This is a genomic window from Alteromonas sp. PRIM-21 (genome assembly GCF_027563165.1).
In the GTDB taxonomy this organism is placed as follows: Bacteria; Pseudomonadota; Gammaproteobacteria; order Enterobacterales; family Alteromonadaceae; genus Alteromonas; species Alteromonas macleodii_A.
In genome coordinates, this window is the sequence record NZ_JADOEK010000007.1 from 63385 (window position 1) to 81795 (window position 18411).

Below are 18411 nucleotides of genomic sequence, written 5' to 3' on the forward strand. Positions count from 1 at the left end.
AATAGTTTTTTGAAAGCCGGCGTTAGCCGGCTTTTTTATTACTGTGCAAAAATATGCAATATCAATTAATTACAACATCTGAACAACTCGAAAAAGTGTGCACTGCAGCACAACGTCAAGAGGCAGTAGCCTTAGACACCGAATTTGTAAGAACGAGAACCCTTACACCTCACCTTGGCCTTATTCAGCTTTATGATGGCCATCAACTAGTGCTTATTGACCCGCTAGCTATAGACAACATGAGCCCGTTTATTGAGCTTATGGAAAATACCGAAGTAGTAAAAGTGCTGCACTCGTGCTCAGAGGATATAGAGGCGCTTCTCACCGCCTTTGACACGGTGCCAACGCCGGTATTTGATACACAGTTGGCGGGAAGTATTCTGGATATGGGGCCATCACTGGGCTACGCAAAGCTAGTAGAGTTGCTATGCGATATAACACTAGATAAAGGTGAATCGCGAACAGACTGGATAGCCAGGCCCCTTCGCGAATCTCAGCTTAGCTATGCAGCAAACGACGTATTGTACTTACTGCCATGCTACCAAGAGCTAGCCAGTAAAGTGCAAGAAGCGGGCAAAGTGCATTGGATTTACCAAGAAATAGCGTTGCTAGTAGATAAAAAACGCGCTCAAATGCCAGAAGATTTTGCCTATTTAAGTATTAAGAACAATTGGCGCTTAAACAGCGAACAGCTCACAGTATTACAAGCGTTAGCTGCATGGCGTCTAAATACAGCACGAAAGAAAGACTTGGCGCTAAACTTTGTTTTCAAAGAAGGTCACTTGTTTGAAGCAGCGCAGCGTCTTATTGATAGCAAATCTGGCCTTTCGCGCATTAACGGCGTGAATCACCAGTCGGTCCGTCGTTACGGCGACACCATTATCACGCTAATTGAAGAGGCGAGAGCAAAATATGCGCAAACGCCAGAAAAGCTTAGGCTTCCTGTTGTCCTGCGATTAATTGATATCGCCAAGTACAAAAAGACGCTGGCCGAGCTTAAAGTCATCAGCGACCAGATAGCGAAAGACAATGCCGTTAATAGTGACGTTATTGCCTCTAAAAAACAGCTAAATCAATTGTTAAAATGGTACTGGTTTCCAGTTGACGAGACCCGTGTACAAGGTTTAATGCCTGACGTGTTGTCTACTTGGCGTGAGCCATTATTTCGTCCTCACGTAACCCGACTGTTAGGCGACGCGCCTTCCCAGTAACCGTCTACAAAACAACGTGGGTGTGCAAAAGTGAAAACTTTCACGACCGCACTCATTACAAAGCGAGTAAATCATTTATGTTATGCGCAGTTTATAAAACGCGAAAAAAAGAAGGCATGTATTTATATGTGCCAAAAAAAGATCATTTCGAAGATGTGCCCGAAGCGCTAATGGAAACCTTTGGTCGCCCGGAATTAGTGACTATTGTCGCTTTAGAAAAACGGGAAAAACTGGGTATGGTCGATAAGCAAAAGCTTATAGATGAACTTACTGAAAAAGGTTTTTATCTACAAATGCCTCCCAAAGAAGACAATCTACTAGAACAGCATCGCGAATCCCTCGGCTTGTCTAAAAACCCGGATAAAAAGTTTTAAATATTCATGTCAGTAAAGATAATAAACCGCTTAGTCGCTCGACTGACGGTTCACACTAAGCGTAGTTGCTACAGTTTTCTGACAAAGCCGATTAACGTCGCCGTGCTTATATCTAGTATCACCTTAAGCCTTTCGGCTTACGCTGAAAACAAGCCGAGTAGTGACAATAGACTGAGTGAAGAAGGCTTTAACCGTTATGTTGCTCAGCTTAAAAACGAAGCGGCTGCAAAAGGTATAGATAAAGCTCAGCTAGAGCAGGCGTTCGCTGATATCGCCTTTAGACCTACCGTCGTTAAATCTGATAAAAGTCAGCCAGAGAAAAAAATCACGTTAGATGACTATCTGGCAACGCGAGTACCTGATTGGAAAGTAAAGCAAGCGGTTGAGCAGTACAACGAAAATAAAGTACTACTTGAAGAGATTGCTGACAAATATGGCGTACAAGCACGCTTTATCGTTGCTCTATGGGGGAACGAGTCTAATTTTGGTAAAATTCAGGGTAATTTCAGCGTGCTGTCCGCACTTGCATCTTTAGCGTATGAAGGGCGAAGAGAGAAGCTATTCAAAGATAATTTCTTTGCTGCGCTTCGCATACTTGATGAAGGGCACATCGATGTAAAAGCATTAAAAGGCTCTTGGGCTGGCGCGATGGGCCAAACTCAGTTTATGCCCATATCGTTTTTAAACTACGCTGTAGACTACGATGGCGACGGCAGAAAGGATATTTGGGGAACTAAGGCTGATGTGTTCGCATCAATCGCTAACTACTTGTCATCGGAAGGGTGGGATAGTGAAGGGACATGGGGCCGTCAGGTGACACTGACTAAGCCAGTGCCTTTTTCAGGCCTCGCAAAATCTAATATGAAGCCGCTATCTTTTTGGAGCTCAAATGGCGTTAGGCGCTATAACGGCAGTGAGCTTCCCAATGCAAATGTTGATGCGTCACTCATTATGCCAGACGGTGAAAAAGGCCGAATCTACTTGGTGTATAACAATTTCCATACGCTAATGAAGTGGAACCGTTCGTCTTATTTCGGCGTTTCGGTTGGGTATTTATCTGAACGAATAAAGCGAGGTTACTAATGGCATATCGTCACATTGATACCCAAGGTAATGAGATTCCATTACCGGTTAGTAAAGTGCTATGCATTGGTCGAAATTACCTCGACCACATTCAAGAAATGAACTCTACGGTGTCTGAAGCACCGCTGCTGTTTATGAAACCGAAAGCTGCTTTGTGCCATATGCATGAGCCCATTGCTATTCCCACTGACAAAGGCGAATGCCACAACGAGCTTGAAGTGTCAGTACTGCTTAAGTCACCACTTAAAAATGCTAGTAATGATGAGGTCAAAGACGCGATTTGGGGAATTGGCCTGGGGCTTGACTTAACCCTTCGCGAAATCCAAGCAGCGCTTAAAAAGCAAGGGCAACCTTGGGAACGGGCGAAGTCTTTTGATAACAGCGCGCCACTTTCTGGCTTTGTGCCGTACAGCGAAGTTGGGAATCTTGATGATTTGCGCTTTACCTTAACCATAAACGGAGAGGTCAGGCAGCAGGGGCATACCGAGCTCATGCTACACAAGATCATTCCCCTGATCGCTCACATGTCATCTATATTTACCCTAGATAGCGGTGATGTAATCCTTACCGGCACGCCAAAAGGGGTAGGTAAGTTAAGCCCGACTGATAAAGTTGAGGCATCGCTAGATAGCTTGCTTGCATTAAATACAGAGGTGGTGGCGCAATGACGGTGGCATTTTGGGAAGCTAAGTCATTAGAAGAAATGACCCAAAAAGAATGGGAATCTCTTTGTGATGGGTGCGGGAAGTGTTGCCTGCAAAAGTTCATCGACGACGAGGCCGTTGAAGAATACGAAGTTACCGACCACATTAACGAAAACGAAAAAATTCACTACACCAATATTGTGTGTTCATATTTAAATACGAAAAAGTGTGAATGTACTCAGTATGAAAGACGCACCGAGCTTGTACCAGATTGCGTGAAGCTGACAAAAGAAAACCTCAAAGATATTTTCTTTATGCCAAACAGTTGCACTTATCGACGCCTTTATGAAGGAAGGGGGATACCCTCGTGGCACCCTTTGCTAAACAAGGGTAAGAAGCACGTAATGCACGCGAAGGGGATGTCGGTACGTAATAAAACGGTGTTTGAAAGCGATGTAGATCTCAACCATTTTGAAGACTATATCGCCATTTGGCCGTTAGAAGATTTAGACTAAACACAACAAGCTGTTATTACACAGGTTCAATTTCTCACCTTTGTAAGCTTTTTAGACTAAAGAGCGTGAGTGAAATGCGATTGTCTCGCTTATACTTACGCTTTCTTACCCGATTTTCAAAGGCTTGAAGATGAGAAAATTGAGCGCTAGTGTTTCGATACTGTTGTTTGCCACTACTTGTATGGGCACATCATTAAAAGCACAAAGCCTAGACACTAGCTACAGTGGTTCGGTTAGAGTACGTTACGAAACGCTTAATAATCCAATTTTCCCTACCAATGAAAACATCCGCACAAAAACAAATGAGCGCCTCTCAACGCGAATTAGGCTAAAAGGCGAAGCCAACTATGGGAATTGGAATGCTGTCGCCGAGATAGAAGATTCTCGCGCTTATCTCGACGATAACGATCCTACCCTTAAGTCTTCGCAGGTGAATACGCTTGAGCCAGTGCAGTTGTATATTTCCTATAAGAGCAATAGTGAATACCTAAGTAGCGTTACTATTGGACGAGTAACGCTTGATCACGGTAGCCGTCGACTGATTGGGCGCACACGATTCAGAAATGCTACGAATAGCTTTGAAGGCGCACTCATTGATGCAAATTGGTCTGGATGGCATGTGCGTGGTTTTTATCTATTGCCGCTGTCTCGCTTTCCTATCGATTCAGCATCAATCGATAGTAATAAACGGGCTTTTGATAAAAGTTTTAGTAATAGAAAGTTTTTTGGCGTTTATGCTGAATCAGAAGATAACACATGGAAAGTACATAGTTATTGGTTAAAAGAGTCCGACTCAAAGGATCTTGCGACCAAAAACCGCGACCTCTTTACCCTGTCGGTAGATTATTCGAAAACCTTTTCGGAAAACTGGAAATACAATATAGAAGCGATAGGGCAAACTGGTCAGGCTAGGCAGTCTACATCGACATCTGACATTGACGATAAGGACGTTAGCGCTTGGATGGTACATAGTCACATCGGCAAACAAATCAGTGCTAATACTTTTATTAGAGCAGAAATTGATGCTGCAAGCGGTGATGATGATAGCACCGATAACACTATAAAAGCCTTTAACTCCCTTTATGGTTTACGGCGGTTTGATTTTGGTCCTACGGACGTGTATCAAACATTCCCTCGAAGTAATATCCTAGCACCGGGGTTAAGAGCGGTCACAAAGTTCAATAGTGTCAATACGATCATGTTGGGTTACAAAGGGCTTTGGCTTAAAGAAGTAGCTGAGGGGCAGGAAGACTTTTTAGGACACCAAATAGAGCTTCGCTGGCGATATCAAGCATCTGCGCCACTAAGGTTCGAACTAGGCGGTGCATACCTTGCTAAAGGTGAAGCGTTAGAAACTGGCGCATACCCCGATAATTCTATGTACGCCTATACGGGAGTTATGTACTCTTTCTAAGTGTTAATATTGGTTCGAGTAAAGCCGCCAAATAAGCAGGGAAGGTTGGGATTATTGGTGACCTGCTTTTACAATTAAGCTAATTAGGTAGTAAGTGCATAGAGAAGCGCGTCTCTTCCAAATACGCGTTTTCTACACAGCCCTTCTTTCACCCCGCCAATTCGCTCGGCAACACGCATACTCGCTTTATTGTTTGGTTCAACAAAGCACTCTAGTCTGTGCAGATTCATTTGCGAGAATGCGAGCTTTTTCAGTGCTTCACATAGCGCCGTGGCTAAGCCTCTACCGCAAGCGTCGGGTCTTAACCAGTATCCGAGGTTTGCGGTTAAATGCGTGTGATGAATATGATTGATAATACCCATGCCTAAACACTTTTCGTCATGCATTAACAAATACGTAAGGCCGTAACCTGTCTGACGAGCTTTCTCCATACTAGTAATACACTGCTTCGACAATGCTGGAGTGACAGGGCACACCGCAGAGCCGAACCAAGGCTTTACATGGTGAATAGATTGTTGACCCGCTTCGCATAGCGCATTGCAGTGTTTCTCTGCGATGCGCTGAATGCTAATTGGTCCTTGCTCTGTCTGTATAGGAGGCAGGCGAGAAGGTAAAATGGATAAGTCAATCAAAAGGGTTTCTTATCCAGCAAGCGGCAGGCAAATACTACGGCAAATACAACGAAGTAAGCAGCAAAGATAATTTGCATCCACTCTGCCATTCCCATAGACAAAAACTGCCACGTGTCTTCTAAACAGTCACCCTCAGCAGCAAACACCGCGGGCAGCCACTCATGGAGCTGTAACCATGAAGGAAAGTTAGGCACTATTTCACAGCTGGCAAAAAACGGGTTGGCAGCGTTAAGAATACCTACGTGCTCTTTGGCTATTAAAAAGCCCCAGCCTGCAGATACCGCCCAACCAGCAAAGCCAAGCATACGGGTGAACCCGTTGTTTTTTATAATTACCACAAGTGCCGATAATACAATCCCGTACATAGCCGTACGCTGATAAATGCACATGATGCATGGTTTTAGGCCCATGCCGTATTGGAAGTACAGGGCTGCAATTTCCAATGCTAGTGATGTAGCGAAAAGCACAAGCCAAGAAGACTTGTGCTCTGCCCACTGGCTTATTCCGTGAATAAAACCTCGCATGGATTAGTGACCCACCGCTTGCGCGCCTGCTTCGGTAACCGAGTGGTGCTCAATAAGGTGCATGTCGTATAGCCACTGAGTTGCATCGGCAAGCCCGACATAGGTTGCCACCAAACCTACAATAGTAAGTACAATTGTGTACGGTAGCGCCATCATCACCATGCGGCCGTAAGACAGGCGAAGTAGTGGGGCAATAGCTGATGTTAGCAAGAACAAGAACGCAGCTTGTCCGTTTGGCGTTGCAACACTTGGCAAATTAGTCCCTGTGTTAATTGCTACTGCAAGCATATCGTATTGGTCACGAGTAATTTGACCTGCTTGTAAAGCCGCCGTTACTTCTGTGATGTACACTGAGCCTACAAATACGTTGTCACTCACCATCGAAAGAACGCCGTTGGCAAGGTAGAACATGACCATCTGCGTTTCGCCTTCAAAAGACAGTACCCAATGAATAACTGGCTGAAAAAGACCCTGGTCAATAATAACCGCTACAACGCCGAAGAACACACAAAGCAAAGCCGTAAACGGTAGCGCTTCTTCGAATGCTTTTCCTAGCGCATGCTCTTCGATTACGCCGCTCATTGACGTAGCTAGCACAATAACAGACAAGCCAATTAAACCGACCGAAGCCATATGTGTAGCAAGACCGACGATTAACCAAAGGCCAATGAGCGCTTGTACTACCAGTTTAGCGGTTTCACGCTTACTGCGACCCTTGTCCATGTGGTCGTTGTAATCGACCAAAATCTGTCTAACTGCTGTGGGTAGTTTGGCACCGTAAGAGAACATGCCGGTCTTTTCTAACACTACGGTGGTTAACAGACCAAATACAAAAACAGGTAAAGTAACAGGCGCCATGCGGATAAAGAACTCAACAAAGTCCCAACCTGCTTTATCAGCGATAATTAAGTTTTGGGGTTCACCTACCATAGTCATAACGCCACCTAAGGCGGTACCTACCGCTGAGTGCATCATGAGGTTGCGTAGAAATGCTCTGAAGTCTTCTAAATCGTGGCTTCCTAATTCGTCATCACTGGTGTGGTCGTGGTCAGAGTGAAACTCTTTGCCTGACGCCACTTTGTGATAAATAGAGTAAAAGCCTAAGCCAACACTGATGATTACCGCCACTACCGTAAGCGCATCGAGAAATGCGGATAAAAACGCAGAGGCAAAAATAAATGAAAGCGAAAGTATTAGCTTATTACGTACCTTGATAACCAGTTTGGTGAACAAGTACATAAGTAAATCTTTCATGAAGTAGATACCAGCCACCATAAATACAAGCAGTAGCAGTACCTCTAAGTTCACTTCAATTTCATGCATCATATGACCGGGTGTCGTCATACCTATGAACATGGCTTCGATAAGAAGGAGACCGCCTGGTTGGAGCGGGTAGCATTTAAGCGCCATTGCTAGCGTAAAAATAAACTGAATGACAAGCGTCCAGCCAGCTATATATGGGTCCACCATAAAGATGAAGGGATTAACAATGAGAAAGGCAATAATGGTTTTTTTATACCAGTCGGGCGCATGTCCCAGGAAATTCTTATAGATCGCCGCGATCATTGAGGTTTGCATGAGTTCCTGTTCCTTTTACAACAAAGCACGCGTTTTGCGCATCTTTATACTGTGTAGTTCCGGTTATTGCATACTTAAACTGCTGGTGCTGTACGATTTAATTCGTCTAACCGCCGTTTCGTTGCTGTCATTATAGTCGGAAATTAAGCGTACATGATATTACCGCCTTGAGAAAGCAATTCACAGACCCCACCATATGAAAGTCACTGAATATTTATCACTTTTTTGATGATAAATATCATTAAGATAGATAATGCTGACTATTTTGAACATAAAGTATACAAGTAGTGCTTTATAGTCTTTGAAATAACACTTTAATTTTAACAAGTTGTTAAAACCTTTGGTGGACTAAGCATAATTCATTGTGATAATAAAACAGCATCTGGTACAATCAGTTGCAAAATAACAAGAACGTGCAGGCGATTAGTTATGATTTATAAGGCACAGAGTCCAGCCGGATTCGCCGAAGAATATATTGTTGAATCTATTTGGAGTGGAAGATTTCCACCTGGCACCATTTTGCCTGCAGAGCGAGAGCTTTCTGAGTTAATTGGTGTAACGCGAACCACTTTGCGAGAAGTATTGCAGCGTTTGGCACGTGATGGCTGGTTGACCATTCAACACGGCAAGCCGACCAAAGTAAATAACTTCTGGGAAACGTGCGGTCTGAACATTCTTGAAACCTTGGCTCGCTTAGACCAAGAGGGCATTCCTGAGCTTGTCGATAATCTGCTTGCTGCGCGCACTAACTTAAGTGCGGTTTTCATTCGAGGTGCTATTCGTAACAACCCTCAAGCGTCTGCAGATATTATCGCTAGATACAAAGATGTTGAGCAAGAAGGCTTAGCTTTTGCGCAATTCGATTATCAGATGTCACATGATTTAGCGCTTGCCTCTAACAATAACGTTTTCGTTCTGATGATGAACGGATTCCGCGGGCTTTACTCGAGAATAGGCGGGTACTTTTTCTCGCACCAGCAAGCAAGGGACGTAGCAAACAAGTATTACGCTGATTTGCTAGAAGTGGCTGAAAAAGGCGAATACGAAAAAGTACCAGTAGTGGTAAGAAACTACGGTATTGAGAGTGGTAAAGTATGGCTTTCTATTCGTGACGAAATGCCAAAAGATTTAGTTGATTAAGGTTAGTCACGTTTAGGTTCAGAAGAACGTAAACTTTATTTAAAATTCGATAACACGTTTTTATATTAAGCACCGCATAGTCCTTAGGGATATGCGGTGTTTTTGGTTGTGAAAGCTGCGTAATATTTTTCTATCTTTAAGGCGTGTATATTTTGTAACACTTAATTCCCGCCTTACCCGCATACATTTGCCATTAAAGCTAGAACCTCACTTTCATTTATATATACTCGTTATATAAAACAGCGAAGGGCTTTCTTGCGCATAAATTCAAAATTACGATAGTTTTGAAGAAACACTTTTTGACAGCGATAAAGCACAAAGCGTGGATAAACATGGGTACAAAGGAAAAATAATGAAATTCATATGGATAGCACTTGCTGCAGGCGGGCTGATGTCAGGCTGTAGCCTTGAGAACAAAACGGAAAACGCTCAACAAGAGTTAGACAAGGCGGCTCCATCAGTTATGTTAAACACAAATGTTAATGCACCAGTAGCGAAAAAAGTGCCATATAAGATGTCGGCGCATGGAGTGACTAGAAACGACAATTATTACTGGATGCGCGATGATTCACGCACAGATGAAGAGATATTGGCGCATCTAGAGCAGGAAAACAGTTACGTAGAAACAGTACTTGCGCCGCTCAAAGAAAACCGTGAAGCACTTTATAAAGAGCTGATTTCTCGTATAGAGAAAGACGATTCCACGGTACCCGTTTTCGATAATGGCTATTGGTACTTCACCCGTTATTCGGGAGAGAACGAGTATCCTGTATACCTAAGAAAACCTTCACTGGATGCAGAGCCACAAGTGTTGCTTGATGCAAATGTTATGTCTGAAGGACATGACTATTTTAGTATTGGAAGTTACTCGGTGAGCAGTAACAACACGCTTATGGCGTACTCTGAAGACACGCTTAGTCGTCGAATTTATACCGTATACGTAAAAAACCTGGATAGCGGCGAAAAGCTAAACGATGTATTAGAGGGCACGTCAGGCAGCGCAGTGTGGGCTAATGACAATGAACATTTATTTTATGTGAAAAAAGACCCGCAAACCCTTTTAGGCTATCAAGTGTATCGCCATAAGCTGGGTACTTCTCAAGAAGACGATGTCTTAGTGTACGAAGAAAGCGACCCAACGTTTTATACTTACATTAGTAAAAGCAAAGACGATAGCGTTATTTACATTCATCATTCTAACACTGACAAAACTGGCGTGACTTTGATTGATGCAGACAATCCTACGTCTCAACCAGAAGTATTCCTACCTATTAAAGACGGTCAGGAATATAGCGTAGCAAAAGCAAGTGACGGTTATTACGTTTTAACTAATATTGATGCAAAAAACTTCAAAGTAATGAAAGCGCCGCTTGATGCAACAAGTGATGTGTCGAAATGGCAAGAAGTAGTCCCACATCGTCCAGAGGTATTTCTACAAAGTATTGAGGTGATGAAAAATCATCTGGTTGTGAAAGAAAAAGAAAATGGCATGCTGCGCTTAGTCGTACACAACCTAACTTCAAAAGAAGAAAAGGTTATACCAACTCAAGATCCAATTTACGGTGCGTACTTCAATGCGAACCCTGAAATGGATACTAACAAGTTAAGAATTTATTACAGCTCGCTAACTACGCCAGGCTCTATCATTGATATCAACCTTGATACGCTTGAAAGTGAAGTGATGAAGCAAACCCGTGTATCTGACACATTTGACTCCTCCGCTTATTCATCTGAGAGAGTAATGATTGAAGCGCGCGATGGCGCAATGGTTCCAGTGTCCTTGGTTTATCGTAAAGATAAGTTTAAGAAAGATGGCACTAACCCACTGTATCAATATGCTTATGGCTCGTATGGCGCAACTATTGACCCAACATTTAGAAGCAGCTGGCTTTCTTTAATAGACAGAGGGTTTGTTGTTGCTATTGCACATATTCGCGGTGGGCAGATGCTAGGGCGTGAATGGTATGAGAGCGGTAAAATGCATCAAAAAATGAATACATTCACTGATTTTATTGATGTATCAAGAGGCTTAGTTGCTAAGCAGTACGCTGATAAAGACCGCGTATTTGCAATGGGCGGCAGCGCAGGTGGGTTACTAATGGGAGCCGTTGTCAATATGGCCCCTGAGCTTTATCAAGGGGTAAGTGCTCACGTGCCGTTTGTTGATGTGGTGACCACGATGAGCGATGAGACTATTCCATTGACCACAGGTGAGTACACTGAATGGGGTAACCCAGCAAATAAAGATGAGTTTGATTACATGCTCTCTTACTCGCCTTACGATCAAGTAGAAGCTAAAGATTATCCACACATGCTAGTAACTACAGGGCTGCATGATTCGCAAGTTCAATACTTTGAGCCTATGAAGTGGGTTGCTAAACTCAGAGAGTATAAAACAGACGACAACTTGCTTCTGTTTAAAACCGACATGGAAGCGGGTCACGGTGGCGCATCGGGACGTTTTAAGAGGTTTGAATCAACTGCTCTAGAATATGCCTTTGTTTTGCATCTTGCAGGTGTACCACTTTAATTCGATGCTAATATTTAGAATTTAGCTTTTGTCTTTAAGCCCGAATAAGTCACCACTTTTCGGGCTTTTTTATTTTTTAGTGTTTTTAGTATGCGGATTCTAATTGTTAAGCGTACAGTTTAACCATGGTGTTGAAACACACTCAAATTTAGCATTCATAGGAGCTGAACATGACTACTACTGACACAATTAAAGGCAAAATTAACGAAGCCGAAGAAATGGCGCGTAAAATTTGGTTAGCAGGCCTAGGCGCTTATGGTAAAAGCGTTGAAGAAGCGCAAGGGCGTTACGAGAAACTAAGCGAAGAAGCGAACAAAATGTTCGACGAGCTAGTAACTAAAGGTGAAACGCTAGAAGACGATGCTAAGAGCAAGTTTAAATCAACCACTAACGATGTAGAAAATCGTGTAGCTGATGTTCGCAAAAAACTTGGTCTTGATTCTGAGCCAGCAGATCAGCGTATTGAAGAGCTTTCGGCTAAAATCGATGCCTTGACTGAAGCTGTTGCTAAACTGGCGGCAAGCAAGTAAAGCGATAGTCTTTTTTGGGGCACCGCTTACGGTGCTCAATATGCAGTTTTTGATTACTACTTCGCTAGAGTAGTGTACTAATAAAATTGCAACTGAGTGGCAGTGAAAGCCGTGTGTTCACGCTTAGAGTGAGCTAGTAGCAAAGCTTTGAAACTAAGCTGTGAAACTAAGCTGTGAAAAGGCCTCACACTGCCATGCTTACAAATCTCCATGTTGGAGGCGTTATGAGCAACAAAAATATCCCCAATCCAGAACTTGTGCCTGTTGCCGAAAGAAAAGCGACAACACTAAACGGTAGCAACGCTTCACTTTTGAAATCGTCCCCCTTGTTTGGATGGCTCTTCGCTGGTTCTGACCTATTATCTGAAAAGCTAGACCAAGCTGCAGGTGTAGTCAGCCAGAGAATCGACGATACACACGAAACCATTAACGCTATGCAGGTTAAAGGCCTTGAAGTGGAAAGCGAACTTAGACGTACACTTAATCCATTCGCTTTAGTCGACGCTGCACAAAAGCTGGTGGCATCAACGCCGTTATTTTCAGCATTATCAGGTGGTCAAAAACGTCAACAGAAAGAGCAGCAACTTGAAATGTTGAGTGCAAAAGTGGATTTGCTCGTCGAGCAAGTAGCCCTTTTAGCTGCAAAAGAAGCGGCTAAAAAAGCCGAAGCGACAAGTACTGCAAGTAAGGCTACTGCCACTAAAAGAACAGCAACTAAAAGTTCTGCAGCTAAGTCAACAACGACCTCGTCGACAACCACCGGTACCCGCAAAGCGAGTACCGCAAAAAAAGCTACTACAACGGCCGCTTCATCGTCTAGTTCGACTAAAAAGGGCGCTACTGAAACAGCTAACAAGCGCACTGGGGCGAAGTCAACGGCAGCTAAGAGTACAGCGCGTAAGACAACAGCTAGTACTAAAGCGACACCGGCCAAAAGCACGGTTAAAAGTACAGCGAGTTCGTCTGAAAGCACTAAGAACGACGAGTAAAAGTACTTGCCAAAAGTAGGCGGCCGCATAGTAAAGATCCTGTGCGAGGTACCAGCGTTATAATGGTCGCTGCCCGAACGAATATATGATGTTTGGGGCAGTTGGCGTGTACAACCCACGCAATCGACTATGGCAAATTTTTAGTAGGGGTTTTGGCGTAAAGTAATCAGTTGAGAATTACGTTTCTGATTAGCGGTGAATGATTATTGTTCAATAAACACTTGCAGTTGTTGTTCATATAACCTACTGTTTAATTGAACAATAAATGAAGGAATATGGCATGAGAATACTACTAGTAGCGTCAGTAATTTTTTTAACGGCATGCGATTCAACAGAAATTGCTCAGCAACAGCCAGAAGCGAATAGCGGCGGAGTTGCGCTTTATGATGCGCAGGGCATCTTCGTTAGGCAGTACCAAGATGCACAGGATTGTCATGCTGCTGCAATACGTCATAATATGAGAGCCGTTAACAGTAATACGGAAAATAATAACACGTACAGACGGGCGGGTATTATGAATGAACCTCGACTCACTTCATCGTGTCGCGATGTGTAATAGCATTTTGGTCATAAACGAGTTTCAACAAAAACGCCCTTTAATGGGCGTTTTTTTATGCTTTAAACTTATCGCTTATTAACTATTTTTCGCCCACAAATTCTGATGCTTTTTAAAACCGAAGAAGTCGTAGGGTTCCCAAAAGCTTGGAACTAAATCATCAATAGCATCTGGCGTGAAATTGCTCGACAGCTGGCTCATGATTTCGCCTAACCTCTCTTGGCCTACGCGCATTAGCTTTTTTCTGTTTGCCGGAAAATACAGGTTTCTGCCTTTTGGAATGACTTCTTGCGCACCGCTGGTGATGTACTTTTGGTTCCTTGTCACGACTTTGCATAAAGGCTCTGCGGGGTTCGCGGGGTTCAGCCCAATCACTATGGCGCATTCATATTGGTCTTTTTCTTGGCCTTTTTCATTTACAGGTATATAAGTAACGCCAAAACCTTGTGGGAAGTAGCCCACCAACTCGACAAAGTCCTGTGCTAATTGTTTATTTAGGCCACCTTTTTTCGCAAGTTGCTCAATTAACATATAGCCCTTGGGTAAGCTCATGCGGGAATAGTCTGACTTGGTAGAAAGCACGATGGAGACGTAAATTTGCGGGATTTTTACAATCTCGCCTAAACCGGTTTTTGACACAAAGGCGTCTTTAACCAAACTCAGCAAAAATTCGTTAGCTTCTTTGTGAGTTTGATTGAAACGGTCTCTTTCTTCTTTGTTGTTACCTACGTAGTTAGGCTGCCCTAAACCGTCAGATAAGTAACGTAACGTGAAGTGATAGTTCAGCTTCAGCAGATCTTTTCGCTGCGATTCTTCTAATAAACGAAACTCATCTAGGTCGCCGTTTTCACCTTTTAATATGGTCTGCGCAGCAGGGCTTTGTAAACCGATATCTTGCAGAAGGGCGGCGGTGATAAGAGGGCGACCTAACTCAGTTTTCCATTTGTCTCGCCAATAGCGGTTTCCGCGAAAGCGAGAGGCAGCTTCTCGATACTTTGATAAATATTTGTGGGCAATTGTGTCGTGTTCTAAAAGTCTATCTACTAAGCGCAACGTTAAGACAGCCTTGTAGAGTGGTTTGAGGCGCATATGCACACGAGCAAAACTGCCCTCAGGTCCTCGTGTCAGCAACATTATAGTTCCAAGCAGCTTAGCACTTAACTGTTGTGTTTCTTGCCAGTTATCGCCTTCACAGAGCTCGATTATTTTAGTGCTTACAGCGTCCAAACGCTCTAATCTCGCTAAACGCTCTTCTTCAAGTTTTTCTGAGCTATTTTTTATTTGTTGGGCAAGCTGTTCAGCTAATACTTCTTTCTTTTTATTACCTTCAATTCGTTTAAGCTGTGCTTTTAATTCTTCAATATGCTGCTCAAGAGAAGGGGTAAGGGAAAAGTAATGACTAGCATCCTCAAAAACCGAACCGTAGCCCGAGTCTTTAGGATAAATCATGTTGATAAGTTGTTTTACCTGCTGCGTAAAAATGCTATCGGGGTTTTGGCTTTGTGCGCTCACCGTCTTCCTTTCAAATGATGCTGCGAATTGCTATTACGTTGCTATAAGCAATTCAGGACAGGCCAAGCGACACAAAGGTTACCTAACCTCGTGCCCAAGCTCTACTGCCTCACGTTTTTTCAATTGACCTAAATGATACCGCAAATTTTCACTGATTTTGGTATTTCTTTTAATAACATGTAGTTGCGGCCATGATGCCCGCTCACCACTTACAATTAACTGGCTAATGCTTTCGCGGGTTGGGTTAGACAATACCTGAGATAAATTCCTTATTTGGCGCTTGGGTAAAATATTGATATTGCCTACATACTGCTGATCAATAATAGAACGTACTTTATGAATTGCTAGCTTGGCGCTCTTATTCCCAGTCAAACGTTCAATAATATCGATAGCGAAAATACTATTGGTTTTTGCAAGTTGTCCAATATGACGTGCCGACATATCCCATAGCGAGTTGGGATCAATGCGGTTTGATGAAATGAACGGCACCGCCAGTGGATTTGTTTGGCTTACAATACTGTGATTGACACCGTATAACCTAGCTAACCGTTCGTAGGGGAGGTCAGCCATTAACGAACCGTCGGCAAAACGTCGGTTAGGGATATAAGGAACTATCTCGCCAGACGGGGTTTTCGCCCTCAGCTGCACAGGGCTAAAGATAACGGGTACCGCACAAGATGCACGTACCGCTTGGGTAATAATAGCATTGGGCGAGGTTTTGGCATTTAACAGTCGTGAATGCTGATGCAGGTCGGCAGGAGATACCGTCACAGTTATGTGGCGGCCAGTTTTCTTAAAGGCTTCTTCAAAGGTTGTAAGGTCGAACAGTTCAATCAGTGCATTTTCAAGTACTGAGCTATCAAATAGTCCTTTCTTACCAAGACCGGCAAAGCTTCGCCAATGTTTGAAAGTTTCGTAGATAAAATCCGCGCTGAGAGCTTCTAGCAACTGATCGTGCGTTCGCGTACCTAACATCGCAGCAATAATCGACCCAGCACTAGAGCCAGACACTACGGTAGGTAGTAAATTCTTTTCGTTTAGCGACTTGACCACACCAGCATGAAAAAAACCTAAACCAGCTCCTCCTGAAAGCATAAGGCAGCTTCGCCCGAAGGCGTGCGCAGTTTCGTCAAAAAATGACAGCTTTTCATAGAAGTCTACGTCTTGCTCGTCGGCATTATAGATCTGTTCTAATGCCAATATTACTTCATCAATAAACTGTTCAATAAGGTATTTAGTGCCAATTTTGCACTGGGTAAGCAGTATAGGGTTGGCAATATTGCCCAAGTTGCCGTGCAATCCTTCGTGCAGTATTGACATCAGTGCAGGTAAATCACCTTTACCTCTAGCAAGTTGTAAGCGCTGAACCCGCTTTCGAATAAGCTTGTAATCATAGTCATCGCTGGCATCTTCTGCTTTCCACTCGTCAGCGCCAGACAGCGCATCGTGGGCTAGACACGCGGCTTCATATTCATCGTAACTGCTTGCATGCTCAATCTCATGCTCAAGCTTTTTTAACCGAAAATCGAATACTGCCATAACGATTACCTATTTTAATTGATGAGCGCTGCTGCCTTTTCTTATAAGACGAGCGAACAGGCGCGGTTAACACCAGTAAAAGGATAGATACGTATTTCAAACCCTGTTTACTAAGAGGCGCATTTATCGACATTTGTCAAAAAGCATGTGATAAGCCTGCGCGCATTAACAGCGGTTTCTACGCTATATTGAGTGTATGGCGTAAATTTAGAATCCACTACCTAAACCCTTTTACTTAATTAACCGCGTTGCGCTTTTTGCGCGGGAGTCAAAGCGGTATCTTTAAATTTTTAGACTCTCAGAGACTTGTTTTCAATCAACAATTAGCAGTAATTTTGTTTTTTACGTTGACCATTTCATGAGCACTCAGTAGCCTGAGAAAGAAAATAATAATGTGGACCTCTTTTTTGTAGTATGGAATGGAATTTTCAAACGCTAAGCCTGCTATCAATTCCTTTAATTAGCGCTATTGTTGGATGGCTGACTAACTTTTTGGCGGTAAAAATGATGTTTTACCCCATAGAGTTCGTTGGTATTAAACCTTTCCTTGGCTGGCAAGGCCTCATTCCCGCTAAGCGCCGTCAAATGGCAGAGATTGAGGTAGAGCTAGTTTTAGGCAAATTGCTAAGTGTTGAAGAATTAGCGCAGCGTTTAGATGCTGATGAGCTAACGAAGGCTATTGAGCGCCGCTTAGGTCAGGTTATTCGCAAAGTGGTTAATGACGTAATGGCCCAGTCAGCGCCTCAACTTTGGGCTGCTTTGCCTGTGCAAGGCAAAAATTTAGTTTACCAGCGTATCGAAAACGACATCCCCAATGTGGTCCACAAAATGGTGGACGACTTTCAGCATAACGTTTCAGAAATTTTAGATATTAAAGAGTTGGTGGTTGAACAATTGGTTAACACCCCAGAACTTGTCAATGAGATTTTCTTAACCGCCGGCAGCAAAGAATTTCCGTTTATAGTGCGTTCTGGCTTTTATTTCGGCTTCCTGTTCGGCTTACCAACCATGCTGCTTTGGTATTTCTATCAAGCATGGTGGATATTACCCCTAGGCGGCTTGATTGTGGGTTATGCGACTAATTGGATTGCCATCAAAATTATATTTGAGCCCAAACGCCCACGAAAACTCGGGCCTATTACTATTCAGGGCATGTTTTTAAAGCGGCAAAAAGAAGTATCAGAAGTTTACTCAAGCATTATTGAAAAAAAGCTGATAACGCCGAAAAACATTACGCACGTTATATTGCACGGTTCTGGTTCTGCGCAGCTTTTAGAGCTAATAGAGCTTCATGTTAATGATGCTATTGAACGTTACGTTGCTATCGCTCAGCCTTATTTCGCGTTAGGTGTGGGGTCAGAAAATTACCATCAAATGAAGGCGCTAGCCGTACGTCAAATATTTGATAATTCAGATAAATACTTACTTTATGCCTTTGATTATGCCAACAATGCTATGCAGATTGGACACGATTTGAGCGAGCGCATGCAGGCACTGAGTGTTGAAGAATTCGAAGGGGTGTTGCGCCCAGCTTATCAACAAGATGAGTGGAAACTCATCGTAACGGGCGCTATTTTAGGAATGTTAGCTGGTGTTGCCCAACTTTATTTGGTGTTTATGTGAGGTGTTCCATTAGCAAA

The 18411-nt window shown here is 43.3% G+C and carries 17 protein-coding genes; 12 read left to right on the forward strand and 5 right to left on the reverse strand.

Features of this window, described 5'->3' with window-relative positions; all coding sequences use genetic code 11:
* The first annotated feature begins 53 nt into the window (after positions 1-53).
* The 6 genes from rnd to IW644_RS11430 all read left to right on the forward strand — a co-directional run bounded on the left by rnd (position 54) and on the right by IW644_RS11430 (position 5241).
* The gene (gene rnd / locus IW644_RS11405; RefSeq protein WP_269917699.1) at positions 54-1211 is read left to right on the forward strand and encodes a ribonuclease D; all 1158 of its coding nucleotides are present in this window, start codon (positions 54-56) and stop codon (positions 1209-1211) included.
* Positions 1212-1288: 77 nt separating this feature from the next.
* Positions 1289-1585 (forward strand): YcgL domain-containing protein, encoded by a 297-nt coding sequence (locus IW644_RS11410; protein ID WP_269917700.1) that lies wholly within the window; start codon positions 1289-1291, stop codon positions 1583-1585.
* Between the two features lie 6 nt (positions 1586-1591).
* Positions 1592-2668, forward strand: a complete 1077-nt coding sequence (locus tag IW644_RS11415) for a lytic murein transglycosylase (RefSeq protein ID WP_269917701.1) — start codon at positions 1592-1594, stop codon at positions 2666-2668.
* On the forward strand, positions 2668-3336 hold the full coding sequence (locus IW644_RS11420; protein WP_269917702.1) for a fumarylacetoacetate hydrolase family protein: 669 nt from the start codon (positions 2668-2670) through the stop codon (positions 3334-3336). The genes IW644_RS11415 and IW644_RS11420 overlap by 1 nt, the downstream gene beginning before the upstream one ends.
* The gene (locus IW644_RS11425) at positions 3333-3827 is read left to right on the forward strand and encodes a YcgN family cysteine cluster protein (RefSeq protein WP_269917703.1); all 495 of its coding nucleotides are present in this window, start codon (positions 3333-3335) and stop codon (positions 3825-3827) included. Before IW644_RS11420 ends, IW644_RS11425 begins: the two co-directional genes overlap by 4 nt.
* 130 nt (positions 3828-3957) lie before the next feature.
* Entirely contained in the window at positions 3958-5241 is a 1284-nt protein-coding gene (locus IW644_RS11430; protein ID WP_269917704.1) for an alginate export family protein, read from the forward strand.
* Between the two features lie 83 nt (positions 5242-5324).
* Here the strand turns inward: IW644_RS11430 and IW644_RS11435 are convergent, their stop codons facing one another.
* The 3 genes from IW644_RS11435 to nhaB are packed head-to-tail and all read right to left on the reverse strand — an operon-like array spanning position 5325 to position 7975.
* Entirely contained in the window at positions 5325-5873 is a 549-nt protein-coding gene (locus IW644_RS11435; protein ID WP_269917705.1) for a GNAT family N-acetyltransferase, read from the reverse strand.
* Complete coding sequence (gene dsbB / locus IW644_RS11440; RefSeq protein WP_269917706.1) at positions 5870-6397, reverse strand: disulfide bond formation protein DsbB; 528 nt, start codon at positions 6395-6397, stop codon at positions 5870-5872. Before dsbB ends, IW644_RS11435 begins: the two co-directional genes overlap by 4 nt.
* A gap of 3 nt (positions 6398-6400) precedes the next feature.
* Positions 6401-7975 carry a sodium/proton antiporter NhaB gene (gene nhaB / locus IW644_RS11445; protein WP_269917707.1) on the reverse strand — a complete coding sequence of 525 codons (1575 nt, stop codon included), beginning with the start codon at positions 7973-7975 and terminating at the stop codon, positions 6401-6403.
* Positions 7976-8404: 429 nt separating this feature from the next.
* On the opposite strand from nhaB, the gene fadR reads away from it, so the two are divergent.
* The 5 genes from fadR to IW644_RS11470 all read left to right on the forward strand — a co-directional run bounded on the left by fadR (position 8405) and on the right by IW644_RS11470 (position 13720).
* Positions 8405-9115 (forward strand): fatty acid metabolism transcriptional regulator FadR, encoded by a 711-nt coding sequence (gene fadR / locus IW644_RS11450; protein WP_269917708.1) that lies wholly within the window; start codon positions 8405-8407, stop codon positions 9113-9115.
* Between the two features lie 352 nt (positions 9116-9467).
* Positions 9468-11645, forward strand: a complete 2178-nt coding sequence (locus IW644_RS11455; protein ID WP_269917709.1) for a S9 family peptidase — start codon at positions 9468-9470, stop codon at positions 11643-11645.
* Between the two features lie 170 nt (positions 11646-11815).
* Positions 11816-12175 (forward strand): phasin-related domain-containing protein, encoded by a 360-nt coding sequence (locus IW644_RS11460; protein WP_025255732.1) that lies wholly within the window; start codon positions 11816-11818, stop codon positions 12173-12175.
* A 224-nt stretch (positions 12176-12399) separates the two neighbouring features.
* Positions 12400-13164, forward strand: coding sequence for a hypothetical protein (locus IW644_RS11465; protein WP_269917710.1), 765 nt, complete (start codon positions 12400-12402; stop codon positions 13162-13164).
* 280 nt (positions 13165-13444) lie between these two features.
* The gene (locus IW644_RS11470; protein WP_269917711.1) at positions 13445-13720 is read left to right on the forward strand and encodes a hypothetical protein; all 276 of its coding nucleotides are present in this window, start codon (positions 13445-13447) and stop codon (positions 13718-13720) included.
* Positions 13721-13798: 78 nt separating this feature from the next.
* Here the strand turns inward: IW644_RS11470 and IW644_RS11475 are convergent, their stop codons facing one another.
* Positions 13799-15232: a hypothetical protein gene (locus IW644_RS11475; protein WP_269917712.1), complete on the reverse strand. Its 1434-nt coding sequence runs from the start codon at positions 15230-15232 to the stop codon at positions 13799-13801.
* A 78-nt stretch (positions 15233-15310) separates the two neighbouring features.
* Positions 15311-16771 carry a DUF3336 domain-containing protein gene (locus IW644_RS11480; RefSeq protein ID WP_269917713.1) on the reverse strand — a complete coding sequence of 487 codons (1461 nt, stop codon included), beginning with the start codon at positions 16769-16771 and terminating at the stop codon, positions 15311-15313.
* A gap of 414 nt (positions 16772-17185) precedes the next feature.
* Here IW644_RS11480 and IW644_RS11485 point away from each other — a divergent pair, with 414 nt between their 5' ends.
* Positions 17186-18394: a DUF445 domain-containing protein gene (locus tag IW644_RS11485; protein WP_269917714.1), complete on the forward strand. Its 1209-nt coding sequence runs from the start codon at positions 17186-17188 to the stop codon at positions 18392-18394.
* Positions 18395-18411: the final 17 nt, after the last annotated feature.